The organism is Luteimonas gilva (assembly GCF_005239095.1).
Lineage (GTDB): Bacteria > Pseudomonadota > Gammaproteobacteria > Xanthomonadales > Xanthomonadaceae > Luteimonas_C > Luteimonas_C gilva.
On sequence record NZ_SZUA01000001.1, the window covers coordinates 713728 to 730490 of the forward strand.

A 16763-nucleotide genomic window follows, 5' to 3' on the forward strand; every position below is an offset into this window, starting at 1 on the left:
GACGACGACACAGGACAGACACCATGAGCAAGCAAATCCAAGACGCCTACATCGTCGCCGCCACCCGCACCCCGGTCGGCAAGGCGCCCAAGGGCGTGTTCCGCAACACCCGCCCGGACGACATGCTGGCGCACGTGCTGAAGGCCGTAGTCGCGCAAGCGCCGGGCGTGGACGTGAACCGGATCGAGGACGCGATCATCGGCTGCGCCATGCCCGAAGGCGAGCAAGGCATGAACGTGGCGCGCATCGGCGTGCTGCTGGCCGGGCTGCCGAACACGATCGCGGCGCAGACCATCAACCGTTTCTGTTCTTCCGGCCTGCAAGCCGTCGCGCTGGCCGCCGATCAGATCAGGCTCGGCAACGCCGATCTGGTATTGGCCGGCGGCACCGAATCGATGTCGATGGTGCCGATGATGGGCAACAAGGTCGCGCTGAGCCCGGCCGTGTTCAACGACGACCACGTCGCCATCGCTTACGGCATGGGCATCACGGCGGAAAAAGTCGCCGAGGAATGGAAAGTTTCGCGCGAGGATCAGGACGCCTTTGCCCTCGCCTCGCACCAGAAGGCGCTGGCCGCGATCAAAGCCGGCGAATTCAAGAGCGAAATTTCCCCGTACGAAGTGGTTTCGCATGTGCCGGATCTGATCGGCAACGTGGTGCAGCTGAAGAAGCAGCTCGTCGAAAACGACGAAGGCCCGCGTCTGGATGCGTCGCTGGAAGGCCTAGCGAAATTGCGCCCGGTGTTCCGCAACGGCCAGTTCGGCGGCACCGTCACCGCCGGCAACTCTTCGCAGATGAGCGACGGCGCCGCGGCCGTGCTGCTGGCGTCCGAGCAGGCGATCAAGGATTACGGCCTGACACCGCTGGCCCGCTTCGTCTCGTTCTCGGTCGCCGGCGTGCGTCCGGAAGTGATGGGCATCGGCCCGATCGCGGCGATTCCCAAAGCGTTGAAGCAAGCCGGATTGACCAAGGACCAGATCGACTGGATCGAGCTCAACGAAGCCTTCGCCGCGCAGGCGCTGGCGGTGATCCGCGACAGCGGATTGGATCCGTCCAAGGTCAACCCGCTCGGCGGCGCGATCGCGCTAGGCCATCCGCTCGGCGCGACCGGCGCGGTGCGCACCGCGACGATCGTCCACGGCCTGCGCCGTCGCCAGCAGAAGTACGGCATGGTGACGATGTGCATCGGCACCGGCATGGGCGCAGCCGGCATTTTCGAAGCGCTGTAGTCCGACGCGACCACTCGATGCGAAAAGGGCGGCCTAGGCCGCCCTTTTTTCGTATCCGATCCCGCTTATTTCGGGCACGCGGCGAACTTGCCTTTCGCATCGCGGCAACGCTTGGCCGGTGCCTGCTGCTTCGCGCAGGATTCGAACTTGCCCTTGGCGTCGCGGCAATGCGCCGCTGCGGGCTTGGCGGGCGCCGGCTTGGCCGCCGCTGTCGTGGCGGACTGAGGCGCCGCGGCTTGGGGCGCGGACGCAGCGGCGCCGAGACTGCACAACGCGAACGCAACGGCGAGAGGCAGAGCGAATCGACGCATACGGATTCTCCGGCAGCGTGGTCCGGTCGACCACGCGGCCAGGGTCGTCGCTGCGGCTTCGCCGCCGGATTTCCGCAGGATTAAACTTCGGTAATGCGCCGCCCGCTCAGGCCAAGCGCGTCCCGTTCGGCACCGGCCGCTCGATCGCCGTCAACACCACGCCTTCTTCGGTGGGAAACCCGGTGAGCAGGAACTCGGAAACGAAGGGACCGATCTGCTTGGGCGGAAAATTGATCACGCCCACCACTTGCCTTCCAACCAATTCCTCGGCCGAGTACAGCGCCTTGATCTGCGCACTGGTCTTCTTGACGCCGAACGGACCGAAATCGACCCAGATCTTCCACGCCGGCTTGCGCGCTTCCGGAAATTCCTCGGCCTTCAGCACGGTACCGGCGCAAATCAGGACCTTCTCGAAGTCGGCCCATTCGATCGGTTCGGCCACGCCCTACTCCAGATCGATGACGCCGAGTTCCTTCAGCGCGTTCTGCATCAGCTGCGTCGCCGCATCGCTCAGCTTTTCGTGGTCGAGCGCATAACGGATGGTGGCCTCGATCAAGCCCAGATGCGTGCCGCAGTCGAAGCGCGTGCCCTGGAAGCGATACGCCAACACTTCGTCCTGCTTCAGCAGCGCCGAAATCGCGTCGGTCAACTGGATCTCGCCGCCGGCGCCGGGCGTGGTGTTTTCCAGCAGTTCGAAGATGCTGCCCGGCAGGATGTAGCGGCCGACCACGGCCAGCGTGCTCGGCGCGTCCTCCGGCGCGGGTTTTTCGACCATCGCCGTGATCCGGCCCTTGCGCCCCGAAAAACCTTCGGTAGCGACGATGCCGTAACTGCCGGTCTGATCGCGCGGTACGTCCTGGGTGGCGATGACGCCGGCGCCGCTGGCTTCGGCCAGATCGGCCATTTGCTTCAGCGCGCCCGGGCCGCGGTTCCAGATGAGATCGTCGGGCAACAGCACCGCGAAGGGCTCATCGCCGACGATGGGTTTGGCGCACAGCACGGCGTGGCCCAATCCCAAAGCCTCGGCCTGGGTCACGAACACCGCACGCACGCCCTCGGGCAGCACGTTGCGGATCAGGTCGAGCTGTTCGTGTTTGCCCGCCTTCTCCAGCTTGTGTTCGAGCTCGTAGGCCTTGTCGAAATAATCCGCGACCGCGTGCTTGTAGCGGTTGGTGACGAAGATCAGCGTGTCGCATCCGGCTTCGATCGCTTCGTCCACCGCGTACTGGATCAACGGACGGTCGACGATCGGCAGCATCTCCTTGGGCACGGTCTTGGTGGCGGGAAGGAAACGCGTGCCGTGGCCGGCCACCGGGAATACCGCTTTGCGGATGCGCTGCACTGCTTCAGATCCTCCGCGCTTCTCGCGCCGGGAATGGGACGATGGTGGCCGCATGCGGCTCGGACACTTCCTGGGCCGGCTGGAATTCCGGCACGGCGGAGCGCAAAGCTTGGGCCAAGGCGATTTGGTCGTAACGCGCGGTGGCCTCGCGCATGCCGCGCAGCGCTGACACTACCTGATCGGCGATCACGCTGCGCGCTTCGGCCTGCAGGATCTTGGGATGCGCGGTCTGGCGATAGCGTTCGTCGGCGTGGAACAACGTCTCGTGCAGCTTCTCGCCGGGACGCAGGCCGGTGTAGACGATCGCGATGTCCTTGCCCGGCTGCTTGCCCGCCAGCCGGATCATCTGCTCGGCCAGCAAGCGGATCGGCACCGGCTCGCCCATGTCCAAGGTGTAGATCGCTTCGTGCGAACCGATCGCGGCGGCTTGCAGGATCAGCTGGCAAGCCTCGGGAATAGTCATGAAATAGCGCGTGACTTCCGCATCGGTCACCGTCACCGGGCCGCCGACGCGGATCTGTTCGCGGAACAAAGGCACCACGCTGCCCGCAGAATCGAGCACGTTGCCGAAGCGCACCGTCACGAAATGCGTGCTGCGCTGTTCGGCCATGGCTTGGCAGACCATCTCCGCCAAACGCTTGCTGGCGCCGAGCACGTTGGCCGGATCCACCGCCTTGTCCGTGGAAATCAGCACGAAGGTGCCCACGCCCGCATCGCGGCAAGCCGCAGCCACGGTTTCGGTGGCGAGCACGTTGTTGCGCACCGCCTCGCGCAGTTGCGCTTCCAACAGCGGCACTTGTTTGTAGGCGGCCGCATGGAAACAAGCGTCCGGCTTGGCTTCGGCGAGCACGTGGTTGATGACGGCCGGATCGCCGCAATCGCCCAGCACCGCGACGCATTCCAGATTCGGGAAGTCGCGGCGCAACTCCGCTTCCATGGTCATCAGCGATAGTTCGTCGATCTCGACCAGGGCGATGCGCTGGGCGCCGTGGCGCGCGCACTGCCGGCACAATTCCGAACCGATCGAACCGCCGGCTCCGGTCACCATCACCGAGCGGCCGCCCAGCCAGCTGCGGATCGCTTTCCAATCCGGCAACACCGGTTTGCGGCCGAGCAAATCTTCGATCGCGACTTCTTTGAGCTCGCCCGGCAGCGAGCGGCCGACCAGCACGTCCTCCAAACGCGGCACCGTGCGGAACGGCAAGCCGGTACGTTCGCAAGCGGCGACGACGCGCTGCATTTCGCTGGCGTCCACCGCCGGCATGGCGATCACCAGCAGCTTGGCCGAGGTCTCCTTGGCGATTTCGACCACGTCGCCGATGCTGCCGAGCACCGGAACGCCGTGCAGCTTGCTGCCGTGCAGTTTCGGCGCATCGTCCAGGAAGCCTACCGGCTGGTAAGCGCCGGAGCGGCGCAAATCGCGCACCAGCGCGTCGCCGGCTTCGCCGGCGCCGAGGATCAGCGTCCGCACCGAACTGCGCCCGGTGCGCTCGCTGGTGGCGTCCTTCCAAGCGCGGTAAAGCAGGCGGGGCGTGCCCAGCAGGCCGATCAAGGCGAAGGGGTATCCCAGCAGAACGGCGCGCGGCACCGGATCGAGCCGGTTGTAGATGAACAGTCCCAGCGAAATCGCAAGCAAACCGATGAGGCTGGCCTTCACGATGTTCCATAGGTCCGGAACGCTCGCGAACCGCCACAAGCCCCGATACAAGCCGGCCTGCCAGAACACCAAGCCCTGGGCGACCAGCACGATCGCGATCTGGGTCGACCACAAGGACATCGGCGGCGGATTAGCGGCGAAGCCGTACCTGACCCAATGCAGGCCGGTCCAGCACAGCCACACCATGGCCAGATCGTGCGCGACCACCGCCAGACGCGGCAATCCTGCGCTCAAACGGTCACGAAAATCCTTCATTCCTTGTCCTTTGAAATCCCACCGCCAACGGCCGTCAAACGGTCTTCCCGGCGCAGCCCGCGCCAAACCAAACCCGAAAGGGTATACCAGGCCAACAAGACCATTGTAATAAAGACGGCATTTTCGGCCCGGAACGACCACCATAGTGCGATGCCGATCGCGGTCCATAAGCCGTACATCAACGTGACCGGCACGTGTCCACCTTTCCTAGCCCCTATTTGGTAGGCATGCGTCACGTGCGGCGTCCACCAGCGATCCCCGCGCAGCATCCGCCTTACCAATGTCAACGCCGCGTCTACGAGGAAGGCCGCCAAAGGCAATAGGGACAACGCCCAACCGGGCCGGGCTTCCGCAGCGACCGCCAGACACAGCGCCGCCACGGCATAGCCCAGGGCCCCGCTGCCGACGTCGCCGAGGAAGATCCTGGCGCGGGGGAAATTGAACGGCAGGAAGCCGCAACAGGCGGCGCACAAAGCTAGCGCCAGCCATTGCGCGGGGCCCTGCAGCCATGCGGCCGCTGCCGCCGCGAACAGGGCCGCCTGGCTGGCCGCCAGGCCGTCGATCCCGTCCATGAAGTTCCAGACGTTGGTCAGCCCGATGGCTAGCGCCAAGGCCCCTAACGTCAGCCATGGGTCGCCGTAAGCCGCCCAAAAACCGCCGGCCAGCAGGGCCGCGGCCACGGCATGCACGCCCAATCGCAACCAAGGCGACAAAGGTCTGTGGTCGTCGATCGCGCCGATGCCGGCCACCAGCATTAGCCCAACGGCGAAAGCGGCGGGCAGCACCGCGCCCTGCAGATCGGCCGCAATCTCCACCGCAACGGCGACCAGCATCGCCGCGACGATCGCCGCGCCGCCGCCGCGCGGCGTCGCCGCGGTATGGCTGCGGCGCTCTCCGGGTTGATCGATCAATCGTGCGCGCAGCGCATAGCGCCTGGCGATCCAAGTGCCGAGCGCGCCGATGCCGAAATGCAGCGCCAGCCAAGCGGCGACCGGCATCAGACCACCGCGTAGTTCAGCAGCGGCTTGATCGTGCCCCATTCCTTGCAACTGGGACATTGCCAGTGGTGCGAACGCGCGCCGAAGCCGCAACGGTTGCAGCGATAGCTCGGATTGCGCACCAGCAATTGGTCGGTGATGTGCTTCAGATCGTGCAGCGTGGCTTCCGGATCGGTGCCTTCGGCCAAAGTCAGATCGATCAATGCGGCTTCGCCGCGCACCGAGGGCCGATCCTTCAATTGCCGGGCGAGATAGCTGCGCGCCGCGGCCACGCCTTCGTCGGCTTCCACCAATCGCGTCAAGGCCAGCACCGGCGCCACGCCGCGATAGTGTTCGCTCATCTCGGTCAGGAAGGAACGCGCGCCGGGCACGTCGCCGACCCGCCGATAGCATTCCAGCAACGCCGGCATGATTTCGGGCAAATAGTCCGGATCGTGCCGCGCCGCACGTTCGAAGGCGCGGATCGCGGCCGCATCGTCGCCGGCTTCGACTTCGATGCGCCCTTCCATGATTCCGGGCCGCACCGCGTCCGAATCGGCCGCGTAGGCGCGCGCGATCGCCTGGCGCGCGCCGGCGACGTCGCCGCCCGCGCGCAGCCGATCGGCCAGTTCGCATTCGAAATGAGCGATCAACTTGCCCATCGGCTCGCCGGTGGCCGCTTCGTAGCGGGTGGCGTTCTCGATCGCCTTGGCCCAATCGCGTTCGGCCTGGTAGATGCCGATCAGATGCTTGAGCGCCTGCGGCGCGCGCTGGTCGATGCGGGCCAGGTCGCTGAACACCGTTTCGGCGCGATCGAGCAGGCCCGAGCGCATGTAATCCTCGCCCAAGGCGAGCAAGGCCTGCACCTTCTGCTGATCGTTGAGATCGGAGCGCTGCACCAGTCCTTGATGCAGCCGGATCGCGCGATCCACTTCGCCGCGGCGCCGGAACAGGTGGCCCAACGCGACCTGCGTTTCAAACGTGTCCTTGTCCAATTCGGCGATGTGCAGGAACAGCTCGATGGCTTTGTCGGGCTGCTCGTTCAACAAGTAGTTCAGGCCGCGGAAGTAAGTGGTGGACAGGCGGCTGACTTGGCTATCGCTATGCCGTTCGCCGCCGCGGCGGCCGATGATCCAGCCGGTCAGCGCCGCGACCGGCAGCAACAGGAAGAACCAGAACCATTCGTTGACGAAGGCCATCATCGCTCATCGTCCCTCGTCGGTTTTGGCCGGCGCGTTCGCCGTCGTGCGGCGCAGCCGCTGCTTTAGCGGCAGCACGACGCTCGCGGTGAGGATCAATCCGCCCAAGATCACGCCGCCGAGCAAGGCGGCCAATACGATCACGCCCAAGCCGGCGCGCAAGGAAACGAAGCCCAAGTCCAGGGCGACCGGTTGCGGATTCAACGCGCCCACGGCGATGCCGGCCACGAGGCAGGCGATAGCGGCGAGTAGGCGGATCAGGCGCATGCGCGGGAACTCCGGAAACGGCGCTTAGCTTAGCCGACGTACGGCAACCCCGGCGGAATAGCGCCGCATAACGGTGCGCGGACGCTCAGTCTTCGCTGGCTTGCGGCTCGACCGAGCTGACCCGTTCGCGCAGTTCCTTGCCGGGTTTGAAATGCGGCACGTGCTTGCCGGGCAGCGCGACGGCGTCGCCGGTCTTGGGATTGCGGCCGGTGCGCGGCGGCCGGTAATGCAGGGAAAAACTGCCGAAGCCGCGGATCTCGATGCGGCCGCCTTCGGACAGCGAACCGCCCATCATCTCCAGCAACGACTTGACCGCGAGGTCGACGTCGTCGGCCTTCAGATGGGCCTGGCGCTGGGTGAGTATTTCGATCAGTTCGGACTTGGTCATGGGCACCGCATCGCAGGCTCGGAGCCGAGGACGGTCCGGCGAACCGGACCGTCCATTCGAGGCTTACTCGGAATCGGCCTTGCTGCCGAGCTGCTCGCGCAGTAGCGCGCCCAGCTTGGTCGTGCCGCTGGAAGCGTCGCTCGAAGCACGGTTGTACTCGGCCAGCGTTTCCTGCACTTCGGCTTCGTCCTTGGCCTTGATCGAGAGCTGCATGGTGCGGCCCTTGCGATCCATGCCGATGAACTTGGCTTCGACTTCGTCGCCCACCTTCAGGTGCTGGGTGGCGTCGTCGACGCGTTCCTTGGCGATGTCGCGGGCGGCGACGTAGCCTTCCACGCCGTCGGCCAGTTCGATGGTCGCGCCCTTGGCGTCCACTTCCTTGACCTTGCCCTTGACCACGGAACCCTTTTGGTTGCCGGCCATGTACTGACCGAACGGATCCTGCTCCAGCTGCTTGACGCCCAGGCTGATGCGCTCGCGTTCCGGATCCACCGCCAGCACCACCGCTTCGAGGGTGTCGCCCTTCTTGAAGTTGCGGGCGATGTCTTCGCCGGTGGAGTTCCAGCTGATGTCGGACAAGTGGATCAAACCGTCGATCCCGCCGTCCAGGCCGATGAAGATGCCGAAGTCGGTGATCGACTTGATCTGGCCGGACACCTTGTCGCCCTTCTTGTGGATGGCGGCGAAGGTTTCCCACGGATTGGACGAGACCTGCTTCATGCCCAGCGAGATGCGGCGGCGCTCTTCGTCGACGTCCAGCACCATCACCTGCACTTCGTCGCCGACCTGCACGATCTTGGACGGGTTGACGTTCTTGTTGGTCCAGTCCATCTCGGACACGTGGACCAGGCCTTCCACGCCCGGCTCGATCTCGACGAACGCGCCGTAATCGGTGACGTTGGAGACCTTGCCGAACACGCGGGTGTTGGCCGGGTAGCGGCGCGCGATGTTGTCCCACGGATCCTCGCCCAGCTGCTTCAGGCCCAGGCTGACGCGGTTGCGCTCGCGGTCGTACTTCAGCACGCGGACGTCGAGCTCCTGGCCCACTTCCACGACTTCGCTCGGATGGCGCACGCGCTTCCAGGCCATGTCGGTGATGTGCAGCAGGCCGTCGATGCCGCCCAGGTCCACGAACGCGCCGTAGTCGGTGAGGTTCTTGACCACGCCCTTGAGGATCGCGCCTTCCTGCAGCTTCTCGAGCAGCTGTTCGCGCTCTTCCGAATGCTCGCTCTCGACCACCGCGCGGCGGGAGACGACCACGTTGTTGCGCTTGCGGTCCAGCTTGATGAGCTTGAACTCGAGTTCCTTGCCTTCCAGGTACACCGGATCGCGGACCGGGCGCACGTCCACCAGCGAACCCGGCAGGAACGCGCGGACGTCCTTGATGTCGACGGTGAAGCCGCCCTTGACCTTGCCGCTGATGCGGCCGGTGATGGTCTCGTTGTTGTTCAGAGCCTCTTCCAGCTCGTCCCACACCATGGCGCGCTTGGCCTTCTCGCGCGACAGCACGGTTTCGCCGAAACCATTTTCGATGGAGTCCAGCGCGACCTTGACCTGGTCGCCCACGCCGACGTCGATTTCGCCGGCGTCGTTACGGAACTGTTCGATCGGCACGATGCCTTCGGACTTCAGGCCGGCGTTGATCACCACCACGTCGGTACGCACTTCGACGACGGTGCCGGTGACGATGGAGCCCGGCTTCAGCTTGGCCAGTTGGGTCTGGCTCTGTTCGAACAGTTCTGCGAAAGATTCAGTCATTTCTGATTACTCGGTTGGACACAGACCGGCTGCGTGTTTTGGACGCGGCGCGGTCCACCCGTTATCGGCCTGCGCGGGATGCGTGTGGCCGGGAGTGTTGTGGTGGATGGAAAATCCGCGCGGATCTTTCCGCACGGGGCTTTTCTGCGGCGCTGGATTCGCGTCAGCGTTCCGGCAGCAAAGCCAGGACGCGTGCGACCACCTCGTCGATGGGAAGGCCGGTAGTGTCGATGCGGACGGCGTCTTCGGCCGGTCGCAGCGGCGCCACCGCGCGTTCCGCATCGCGGGCGTCGCGGGCGAGAATCTCGCGCAGCAGACCGTCCAATGTAACGGAAACCCCTTTGTCTTTCAACTGCTTATAGCGTCTTTCGGCTCTTTCCTCGGCACTGGCCGTCAAAAAGACCTTGTGGCGGGCGTCCGGGAAGATGACCGTGCCCATGTCGCGACCGTCGGCGACCAGGCCCGGCGGCTGCCGGAAGGCCCGCTGCTTGTCCAGCAGGGCCTCGCGGACCGCGGGCAGCGCGGCGATGGCCGAAGCGGCCGCCCCGGCGGTTTCCATCCGCAGTTGATGGGTGGCGTCCTTGCCGTTGACGATGACCCGCGGCTCGGCCCCGCCCTCGCCGGTTTCGAAATGGATCTCGGTGCGCTCGGCGCAGGCGGCCACGTGCTCGGCATCGCTCAGGTCGACCTGGGACCAGGCCGCGGCCAGACCCACCGCCCGGTACAGAGCGCCGGAGTCCAGGTAATGCCAACCGAGCCGGTTGGCGACCAGCCGGCTGATGGTGCCTTTGCCCGAGCCGGAAGGCCCGTCGATGGTCAGAACGGGTACGGTCTTGGCCATCTTTTCTCCTCCGGGTTCGGGCCATTCTAGAGGCAAGCCGCAACCTCTTGAACGCATTCGGAAAAGCCAGCATAATGTCGAACTTTTCCGCCGAGGTGTGTCATGAAGGTCCTGTCCTCCCTGAAGTCGGCGAAGGCCCGTCACCGCGACTGCAAGGTGGTCCGCCGCCGCGGCAAGGTCTTCGTGATCTGCAAGAGCAATCCGCGTTTCAAGGCGCGTCAGCGCTAAGAAGCCCCAACGATTCCTGCGTCTCCGGACGCATCGGAAGCGTGACCGAGGCCGCAGCAATGCGGCCTTCGTCGTTTCCGGCCGTCGATTCCTTGTTTTCCCGCGCCGGCTTGCGCCTACAATCCGGCGTCCAAACCGAGGGAGTTGGGTCATGAACCGCATCGCACGTCCGCTAGCCTTCGCTCTGCTGCTGGCAACCGCCGGCGCCGCCTCGGCCGACAAATTGCTGATCGACCGCACACGCCAGGAGAATATGGCGGCGATGCCGGCCCGCGGCATGACCATGGCCCAGGTCGAAGCCCGCTACGGCGCGCCGAGCGGCAAGCTCGATCCGCGCGGCGGCCAGAAGCGGCAATGGCCGACGATCAACCGCTGGACCTACCCCAGCTTCGTCGTCTACTTCGAAAAGAACAAAGTGATCGACGCGGTCGCGGTGCAGGCCGCGCCGAACGAGATCGGTCCGAAACCCGCTATTCGTTAAGTATCGGAATGACTGATTATTTGCGTTTCCCCGCGGAGTGGGAGCCCCAATCCGCGGTCCTGATCGCTTGGCCGCACGAAGGCACCGACTGGGCCGAGCGCCTGGCCGAAGTCGAAGAGACCTACATTGCGCTGGTGGCGGCGATCACCCGCTTTCAACGCGCGATCGTATGCGTCGCGGACGACGACGTGCAGGCGTATGCGCGCGCAAGGCTGTCCTCGGTGCGGATCGACATGTCGCGAGTGGATTTCGTCGAAGTGCCGTACGACGACACCTGGCTGCGCGATTCCGGCCCGATCAGCCTGCGCGGCAAAGACGGCTTCCGGCTGCTCGACTTCCGCTTCACCGGCTGGGGCGGCAAGTTCGAGGCGAGCCGCGACGATCAATTGATCGAAGCGTTGCACAGCAAAGGCGTGTTCGGCGATGCGCAAACGCGCGCCATCGATTTCGCGCTGGAAGGCGGAGCCATCGACACCGACGGCGCAGGCACGCTGCTCACGACTTGGCAGTGCCTGCACGAACGCCATCCGGAAAAGACACGCGATGAGCTGACGGCGAAACTGTCCGACTGGCTGGCGCAGAACCGCGTACTGTGGCTGGACCATGGTTATTTGGAAGGCGACGACACCGACGCTCACGTCGATACCCTCGCTCGCTTCGCCGCGCCCGATGCGATCGTGTTCCAAGCCTGCGACGATCCCGCCGATTCGCATTACGAAGAATTGAAGGCGATGGCGGACGAAATCGCCGCGCTGCGCACGGCTTACGGCACGCCGTATCGGCTGTTTCCGCTGCCCTGGGCGAAGCCCATCGTCGACGGCGGCCGACGCCTGGCCGCCAGTTACGCCAATTTCTTGATCGTCAACGGCGCCGTGCTGATGCCGGCGTACGGCGATGCCGCCGACGCTGCGGCCGCGGGTGTGCTGGCGCAGGCCTTCCCCGCGCATGAAATCGTGCAGGTGCGCTGCCGTCCGCTGATTTGGCAGAACGGCAGCTTGCACTGCATCACCATGCAGTTGCCGCTGGGTTTAGTGGCCTGAGCATGGCCGGCCGCGAGAACCGCATCGACTTCATCGAATTTCCGGCCGCTTCGGAAACCGATGTCGCGCGCGCCAGCGAGTTCTACCGCACCGTCTTCGGTTGGCGCTGGCAGGATTGGGGCGACGACTACGCGGATACCCGCGACAGCGGGCTTGGAGCCGGGCTCAATGCCGATCCCGCGCACAGGCCCGGCGCGCCGCTGGCCGTCATCTATGCTTCGCGGCTCGAAGAGGCGCGCGACAAAGCGATCGCCGCCGGCGGCGCCTTGATCCGCGATATCTTCAGCTTTCCCGGCGGCCGCCGTTTCCATTTCCGCGACCCGGCGGGCAACGAATTGGCCGTCTGGTCGGACTCCGAAACATGAACGCATCCATGAACAAGACCACCCTGCCCGTCGCCCTGATCCAGGAAAAGAACCATGGCGACGCCGCGGCGAACCTGGCCGTGATCGAACAGCGCGTGGCCGAAGCCGCCAAGCAAGGCGCGAAACTGGTCCTGCTGCAGGAACTGCACAACGGTCCGTATTTCTGCCAGCACGAATCGGTGGCCGAGTTCGACTTGGCCGAAACCATTCCCGGCCCCAGCACCGAACGCCTGGGCAAACTCGCCAAGCAGCACAGCGTGGTGCTGGTCAGCTCCTTGTTCGAAAAACGTGCGACCGGGCTGTACCACAACACCGCGGTCGTGTTCGAAAAAGACGGCAGCACCGCGGGCAAGTACCGCAAGATGCACATCCCCGACGATCCGGGTTTCTACGAGAAGTTCTACTTCACGCCCGGCGACATCGGCTTCGAACCGATCGACACCTCGGTCGGCCGCCTCGGCGTGATGGTGTGCTGGGACCAGTGGTATCCGGAAGGCGCGCGGCTGATGGCTTTGGCCGGCGCCGAACTGCTGCTGTATCCGACCGCGATCGGTTGGGATCCGGACGACGAACAAGCCGAGAAGGACCGTCAGCGCAACGCTTGGATCCTCAGCCACCGCGGCCACGCCGTCGCCAACGGCTTGCCGGTGCTGTCGTGCAATCGCGTCGGTCACGAAGCTTCGCCGCTGGGCACGTCCGGCATCCGCTTCTGGGGCTCCAGCCACGTGCTCGGCCCGCAAGGCGAATTCCTGGCCGAAGCCGGACAAGACGCACCCGAAGTGCTGATGTGCGAAGTCGACATGCAACGCAGCGAACACGTGCGCCGCATTTGGCCGTTCCTGCGCGACCGGCGCATCGATGCGTACGGCGATCTGCTGAAGCGTTACCGCGACTGATCAATCGCGTCCGTGCGCGTCATCGACTATAACGGAACAGGCCGGTGGACCCGGCTGGCGATTCTCGCGCGTTATGCGGACTATGTGGGTCGCTTCTCGGTTTCGGAGCCGCTGGACCTCACTCCGAAAGAGCACGTGTGGCGCGACACCCAATGGGTTTATCCGGTCATGGACAAGGTGATCGCAGGGATCAGATCCGGCGATGCGGCTTGCATCGTGATCGGCGCTGAATTCATGGAAGAGGATTCGAAGTTCACTTTCGGAAGAGCGTTGAAATCGCATGTCGCCCGAGCGATGCGACAAGCGGATCTGCCCGCGGCCGTTCAAGCGCGACTCAGGAAGCGAATCGTGGACATGCTGATCGCCGGAAACGTTCCGCGCGAATTCCGTGAATACGCGAAATTGCTCCGCAAAATCGGATTTGCGGACTACTGGCACAAAATCCAGGCCGAGGCGCCTGCGAGCAATAAATATGCGATGCGCTACGTCGGTTATTTGCGCGCGGTGCATGCCCGCTCCTCCTCTGTCGTTAGGCCGGTCTCTCATCTAGATGAGATTTACTAACCGACGAACGGTCAAATAAAAAACGAACGGTCGTGCTATTCTCCGCTCATGAACATGCTGACCGCCACCCAGAAAGGCGCCGCCACCCGCGAAGTCATCATCGACCAAGCCTACGACATGGCCCGGCAGACGGGTCTGGAAGGCCTGTCGATCGGCCCGCTCGCCCAGGCCGTGGGTATGTCCAAGAGCGGCGTTTTCGCCCACTTCGGTTCGCGCGAGGACCTACAGCTCGCCGTGCTGGAATCGGCCGCGATCCGTTTCGGCCAGGCGGTGCTGATCGCCGCGTTGAAGGAGCCGCGCGGACTGCCGCGCCTGCGCGCGATCATGCGCAACTGGTTCGAATGGGGCCGGATGGCCGCCGGCGGCTGCGTGCTCGTCGGTTCGGTCAGCGAATACGACGACCGCCCCGGCCCGATTCGCGACCGCGTGCAACAGAACGAACGACGCTGGCGCACCGAGCTGCAGCGCGCCGCGCAACTGGCGATCGACGCCGGCCATCTGCGCGACGGCGACACCGATCAATACGCTTTCGAGCTGTACGCGATCCCGCTCGCCATGCTCCACGAGGCGGGATTGTTCGGTTACGAACGCGCCCGACGCCATGGCGATACCGCGCTGGAGCGCTGGATCGCCGCCCACTCCCCCACCGCCTGATCTTCCGATGAGGTGCCGTCATGTCCGCAGCAATGTCCAAAATTAGCACGACCGTTCGATCCACTCTGCAGATGGCGGGCTTGCGCGCCACGTTTCGGCTCGGCAGTTGGTTCGATGCCGCAGCGACCGTGCGCCGCGCGGGCGATTTGTTCTGCACGCCCTTCGCCAGCTCGCGCTCACGCGCCGCCCAAACGCCCAGCGCAGACGCCGTCGAAGACAGCTTCGAATTGGACGGCCACCGCATCCACACTTATGTCTGGGGCGATCCGCAAACGCAGCCCTACGTTCTCCTTGCGCACGGCTGGTCGAGCCACGCCACGCGCTTCCTCCCCTGGATCGGCCGCCTCCGGGGCGCCGACTACGCGGTGGTGGCGTTCGACCAGCCGGCGCATGGACTCAGCACCGGCAACCGCAGCAATCTGCTCGAATTCGCGAATACGCTGCAGGCCGTGGCGAACCGCTTCGGGCCCGCGGCGGCCTTGATCGGGCATTCGCTGGGCGGCGCGGCGGTCGCCACCGCTTTGGCGCGCGGATTGCCCGCCGAACGCGCGGTGCTGATCGCGCCGGCGGCCGATCCGGTCGACGCCGCGATGCGCTTCGCCGGCTTCGTCGGCCTGCCGCAGCGGCTCGGCCGGCGCATGATCGCCGCGTTCGAAGCGCATATCGGTTTTTCGTTCGACGCGTTCCAGGCCCATTTCAACGCGCCGCGCATCGCCCATCCGGCGCTGATCGTGCACGATGTGGAAGACCGCGAAGTGCCGTGGGCCGAAGGCGAGCGCTACGCCCGTTTCTGGCCCGATTCGCGCCTGCTCAGCACCCAGGGCCTGGGCCACAACCGGATCGCCCAGGACGAAGGCGTGATCGCCGCCGCGCTGCGTTTCCTGCGCGGCGAAGCGGTGGGCGAACGCGTGGTGTCCACGCCTAATTTACCCTTCGGCATCGCCTGAACATGACCGGCGGCCTTTGCCGCCGGCCTTCGCGAGCGTCTATGCTGCGCGGCCGCGGCGCCTTCGCCGCGGTCCGCCCACCACGAACGCCGCGATGACTTTCGAGCAAGATCCGCCCGCCTCCACCGATCCTTTTTCCGGCCAGCCGCACGCGATCGTCGAACGCGACGGCGTGCGCTACACCTTGCTCGGCACGGCGCACGTATCGAAGGCGAGCGTGGATGCGGTGCGCGCGGCCATCGACAGCGGCGGCTACGACACGATCGCGGTGGAATTGGACAAACAGCGCCTGCAAGCGCTGACCGACCCCGATGCGCTGGCGCGGCTGGATCTGGTCAAGGTGCTGCGCGAAGGCAAGACCGCCTTGTTCGCGGCGAACCTGGGCTTGGCCGCCTACCAACGCCGATTGGCCGAACAACTCGGCATCGAACCCGGCGCGGAATTGAAGGCCGCCGCGGAAGAAGCCGAAGCGCGCGGATTGACGCTGGAACTGATCGACCGCGACGTCGGCCTGACCTTCAAGCGCGCCTTGGGCCGGCTGGGTTTCTGGCGCAAGGCCAAAGTCGCCGCCGGACTGTTCGCCGGCTTGTTCGCCGACGAAGAAGTCGGCGAAGACGAAATCGAAAAGCTCAAGCAAGGCGATCTGATGGAAGCCAGCTTCAGCGAATTCGCCGACGAAACGCCCGAGCTTTACGACACCATCATCAACGAACGCGACCGCTATATGGCGGCCAAGTTGCGCGCGATGCCGGCCGGATCGCGCGACGTGCTGGCGGTGGTCGGCGCCGGACACCTGCCGGGCCTGACCAAGCATCTGCGCGAAGACACCGCCGCGTCGGCCGGCGTGGTCGCCGAACTCGAAACCCTGCCTGAGAAATCCTCCATCCCGTGGTTCACCATCGTGCTGGCCGCCTTCGTGCTCGGCGGCTTCGCCTGGGGCTTCTGGCGCGGCGGCGTCGACGTGGGCGCCGATCTGGTGCTGTATTGGGTGCTGTGGACCGGCGGTCTGGGCGCATTGGGCTGCGCGTTGGCCGGCGGCCATCCATTGAGCATCGTCGCCGCGTTCATCGCTTCGCCCGTCACGCCGCTGCACCCGGCGCTCGCTTCGGGCACGATCAGCGCCCTGGTCGAAGCCTGGGTGCGCAAACCCACCTACGCCGATTTCATGGCGTTGCGCGACGACGTGCAGACGATGAAAGGCTGGTGGCGCAATCGCGTGGCGCGCGTGCTGCTGAATTTCTTCTTGACCAGCCTGGGCACCGCGATCGGGGTATGGACCGGCGGCGCCAGGATGCTGGGCAAGTTGTTCGGTTGAGCTTTTTCCTTCTCCCATCGGGAGAAGGTGCCCAAGGGGCGGATGAGGG

Annotated in this window: 19 protein-coding genes and 1 pseudogene; 10 read left to right on the plus strand and 10 right to left on the minus strand. The window is 65.3% G+C overall.

All coding sequences use genetic code 11. The features are described 5' to 3' along the window. Positions 1-23: 23 nt before the first annotated feature. Positions 24-1229, plus strand: coding sequence for an acetyl-CoA C-acyltransferase (locus FCE95_RS03245; protein WP_137265546.1), 1206 nt, complete (start codon positions 24-26; stop codon positions 1227-1229). A gap of 65 nt (positions 1230-1294) precedes the next feature. On the opposite strand, the gene FCE95_RS03250 is transcribed toward FCE95_RS03245, so the two are convergent. The 10 genes and pseudogenes from FCE95_RS03250 to cmk form a co-directional block, all read right to left on the minus strand. Continuing rightward, positions 1295-1540: a hypothetical protein gene (locus tag FCE95_RS03250; RefSeq protein ID WP_137265547.1), complete on the minus strand. Its 246-nt coding sequence runs from the start codon at positions 1538-1540 to the stop codon at positions 1295-1297. A 106-nt stretch (positions 1541-1646) separates the two neighbouring features. Then, positions 1647-1982: a tRNA-binding protein gene (locus tag FCE95_RS03255; RefSeq protein WP_137265548.1), complete on the minus strand. Its 336-nt coding sequence runs from the start codon at positions 1980-1982 to the stop codon at positions 1647-1649. A 3-nt stretch (positions 1983-1985) separates the two neighbouring features. Then, positions 1986-2882 carry a UTP--glucose-1-phosphate uridylyltransferase GalU gene (gene galU, locus FCE95_RS03260; protein WP_223266753.1) on the minus strand — a complete coding sequence of 299 codons (897 nt, stop codon included), beginning with the start codon at positions 2880-2882 and terminating at the stop codon, positions 1986-1988. 4 nt (positions 2883-2886) lie between these two features. Then, on the minus strand, positions 2887-4794 hold the full coding sequence (locus FCE95_RS03265) for a polysaccharide biosynthesis protein (protein ID WP_137265550.1): 1908 nt from the start codon (positions 4792-4794) through the stop codon (positions 2887-2889). Further along, positions 4791-5792 carry an MraY family glycosyltransferase gene (locus FCE95_RS03270; RefSeq protein WP_137265551.1) on the minus strand — a complete coding sequence of 334 codons (1002 nt, stop codon included), beginning with the start codon at positions 5790-5792 and terminating at the stop codon, positions 4791-4793. Before FCE95_RS03270 ends, FCE95_RS03265 begins: the two co-directional genes overlap by 4 nt. Next, positions 5792-6970, minus strand: a complete 1179-nt coding sequence (lapB, locus tag FCE95_RS03275; protein ID WP_137265552.1) for a lipopolysaccharide assembly protein LapB — start codon at positions 6968-6970, stop codon at positions 5792-5794. The genes FCE95_RS03270 and lapB overlap by 1 nt, the downstream gene beginning before the upstream one ends. Before the next feature lie 6 nt (positions 6971-6976). Continuing rightward, on the minus strand, positions 6977-7237 hold the full coding sequence (locus FCE95_RS03280) for a lipopolysaccharide assembly protein LapA domain-containing protein (protein WP_137265553.1): 261 nt from the start codon (positions 7235-7237) through the stop codon (positions 6977-6979). Positions 7238-7322: 85 nt separating this feature from the next. Next, positions 7323-7634, minus strand: a pseudogene (locus FCE95_RS03285) (integration host factor subunit beta); the annotation flags it as partial. Positions 7635-7688: 54 nt separating this feature from the next. Continuing rightward, positions 7689-9383 carry a 30S ribosomal protein S1 gene (gene rpsA, locus FCE95_RS03290; protein WP_137265555.1) on the minus strand — a complete coding sequence of 565 codons (1695 nt, stop codon included), beginning with the start codon at positions 9381-9383 and terminating at the stop codon, positions 7689-7691. 163 nt (positions 9384-9546) lie between these two features. Then, positions 9547-10224 (minus strand): (d)CMP kinase, encoded by a 678-nt coding sequence (cmk, locus tag FCE95_RS03295; protein WP_137265556.1) that lies wholly within the window; start codon positions 10222-10224, stop codon positions 9547-9549. A gap of 102 nt (positions 10225-10326) precedes the next feature. Here cmk and ykgO point away from each other — a divergent pair, with 102 nt between their 5' ends. From ykgO to FCE95_RS03340, 9 genes are all read left to right on the plus strand, one after another. Beyond that, entirely contained in the window at positions 10327-10452 is a 126-nt protein-coding gene (ykgO, locus tag FCE95_RS03300; RefSeq protein WP_010342887.1) for a type B 50S ribosomal protein L36, read from the plus strand. 151 nt (positions 10453-10603) lie between these two features. Then, positions 10604-10933 (plus strand): hypothetical protein, encoded by a 330-nt coding sequence (locus FCE95_RS03305; protein WP_137265557.1) that lies wholly within the window; start codon positions 10604-10606, stop codon positions 10931-10933. An 8-nt stretch (positions 10934-10941) separates the two neighbouring features. Continuing rightward, positions 10942-11973, plus strand: coding sequence for an agmatine deiminase family protein (locus FCE95_RS03310; protein WP_137265558.1), 1032 nt, complete (start codon positions 10942-10944; stop codon positions 11971-11973). Positions 11974-11975: 2 nt separating this feature from the next. Next, complete coding sequence (locus FCE95_RS03315) at positions 11976-12338, plus strand: VOC family protein (protein ID WP_137265559.1); 363 nt, start codon at positions 11976-11978, stop codon at positions 12336-12338. Between the two features lie 8 nt (positions 12339-12346). Further along, on the plus strand, positions 12347-13234 hold the full coding sequence (locus tag FCE95_RS03320; RefSeq protein WP_137265560.1) for a carbon-nitrogen hydrolase: 888 nt from the start codon (positions 12347-12349) through the stop codon (positions 13232-13234). Positions 13235-13246: 12 nt separating this feature from the next. After that, positions 13247-13798, plus strand: a complete 552-nt coding sequence (locus FCE95_RS03325) for a hypothetical protein (protein WP_223266754.1) — start codon at positions 13247-13249, stop codon at positions 13796-13798. Between the two features lie 48 nt (positions 13799-13846). Next, positions 13847-14452 carry a TetR/AcrR family transcriptional regulator gene (locus tag FCE95_RS03330; RefSeq protein ID WP_137265561.1) on the plus strand — a complete coding sequence of 202 codons (606 nt, stop codon included), beginning with the start codon at positions 13847-13849 and terminating at the stop codon, positions 14450-14452. A gap of 20 nt (positions 14453-14472) precedes the next feature. Beyond that, positions 14473-15399 carry an alpha/beta hydrolase gene (locus FCE95_RS03335; protein WP_223266755.1) on the plus strand — a complete coding sequence of 309 codons (927 nt, stop codon included), beginning with the start codon at positions 14473-14475 and terminating at the stop codon, positions 15397-15399. Between the two features lie 94 nt (positions 15400-15493). Continuing rightward, a complete protein-coding gene (locus FCE95_RS03340; RefSeq protein ID WP_137265562.1) occupies positions 15494-16714 on the plus strand; it encodes a TraB/GumN family protein in 1221 nt (406 codons plus the stop codon). The last annotated feature ends 49 nt before the right edge of the window (positions 16715-16763 follow it).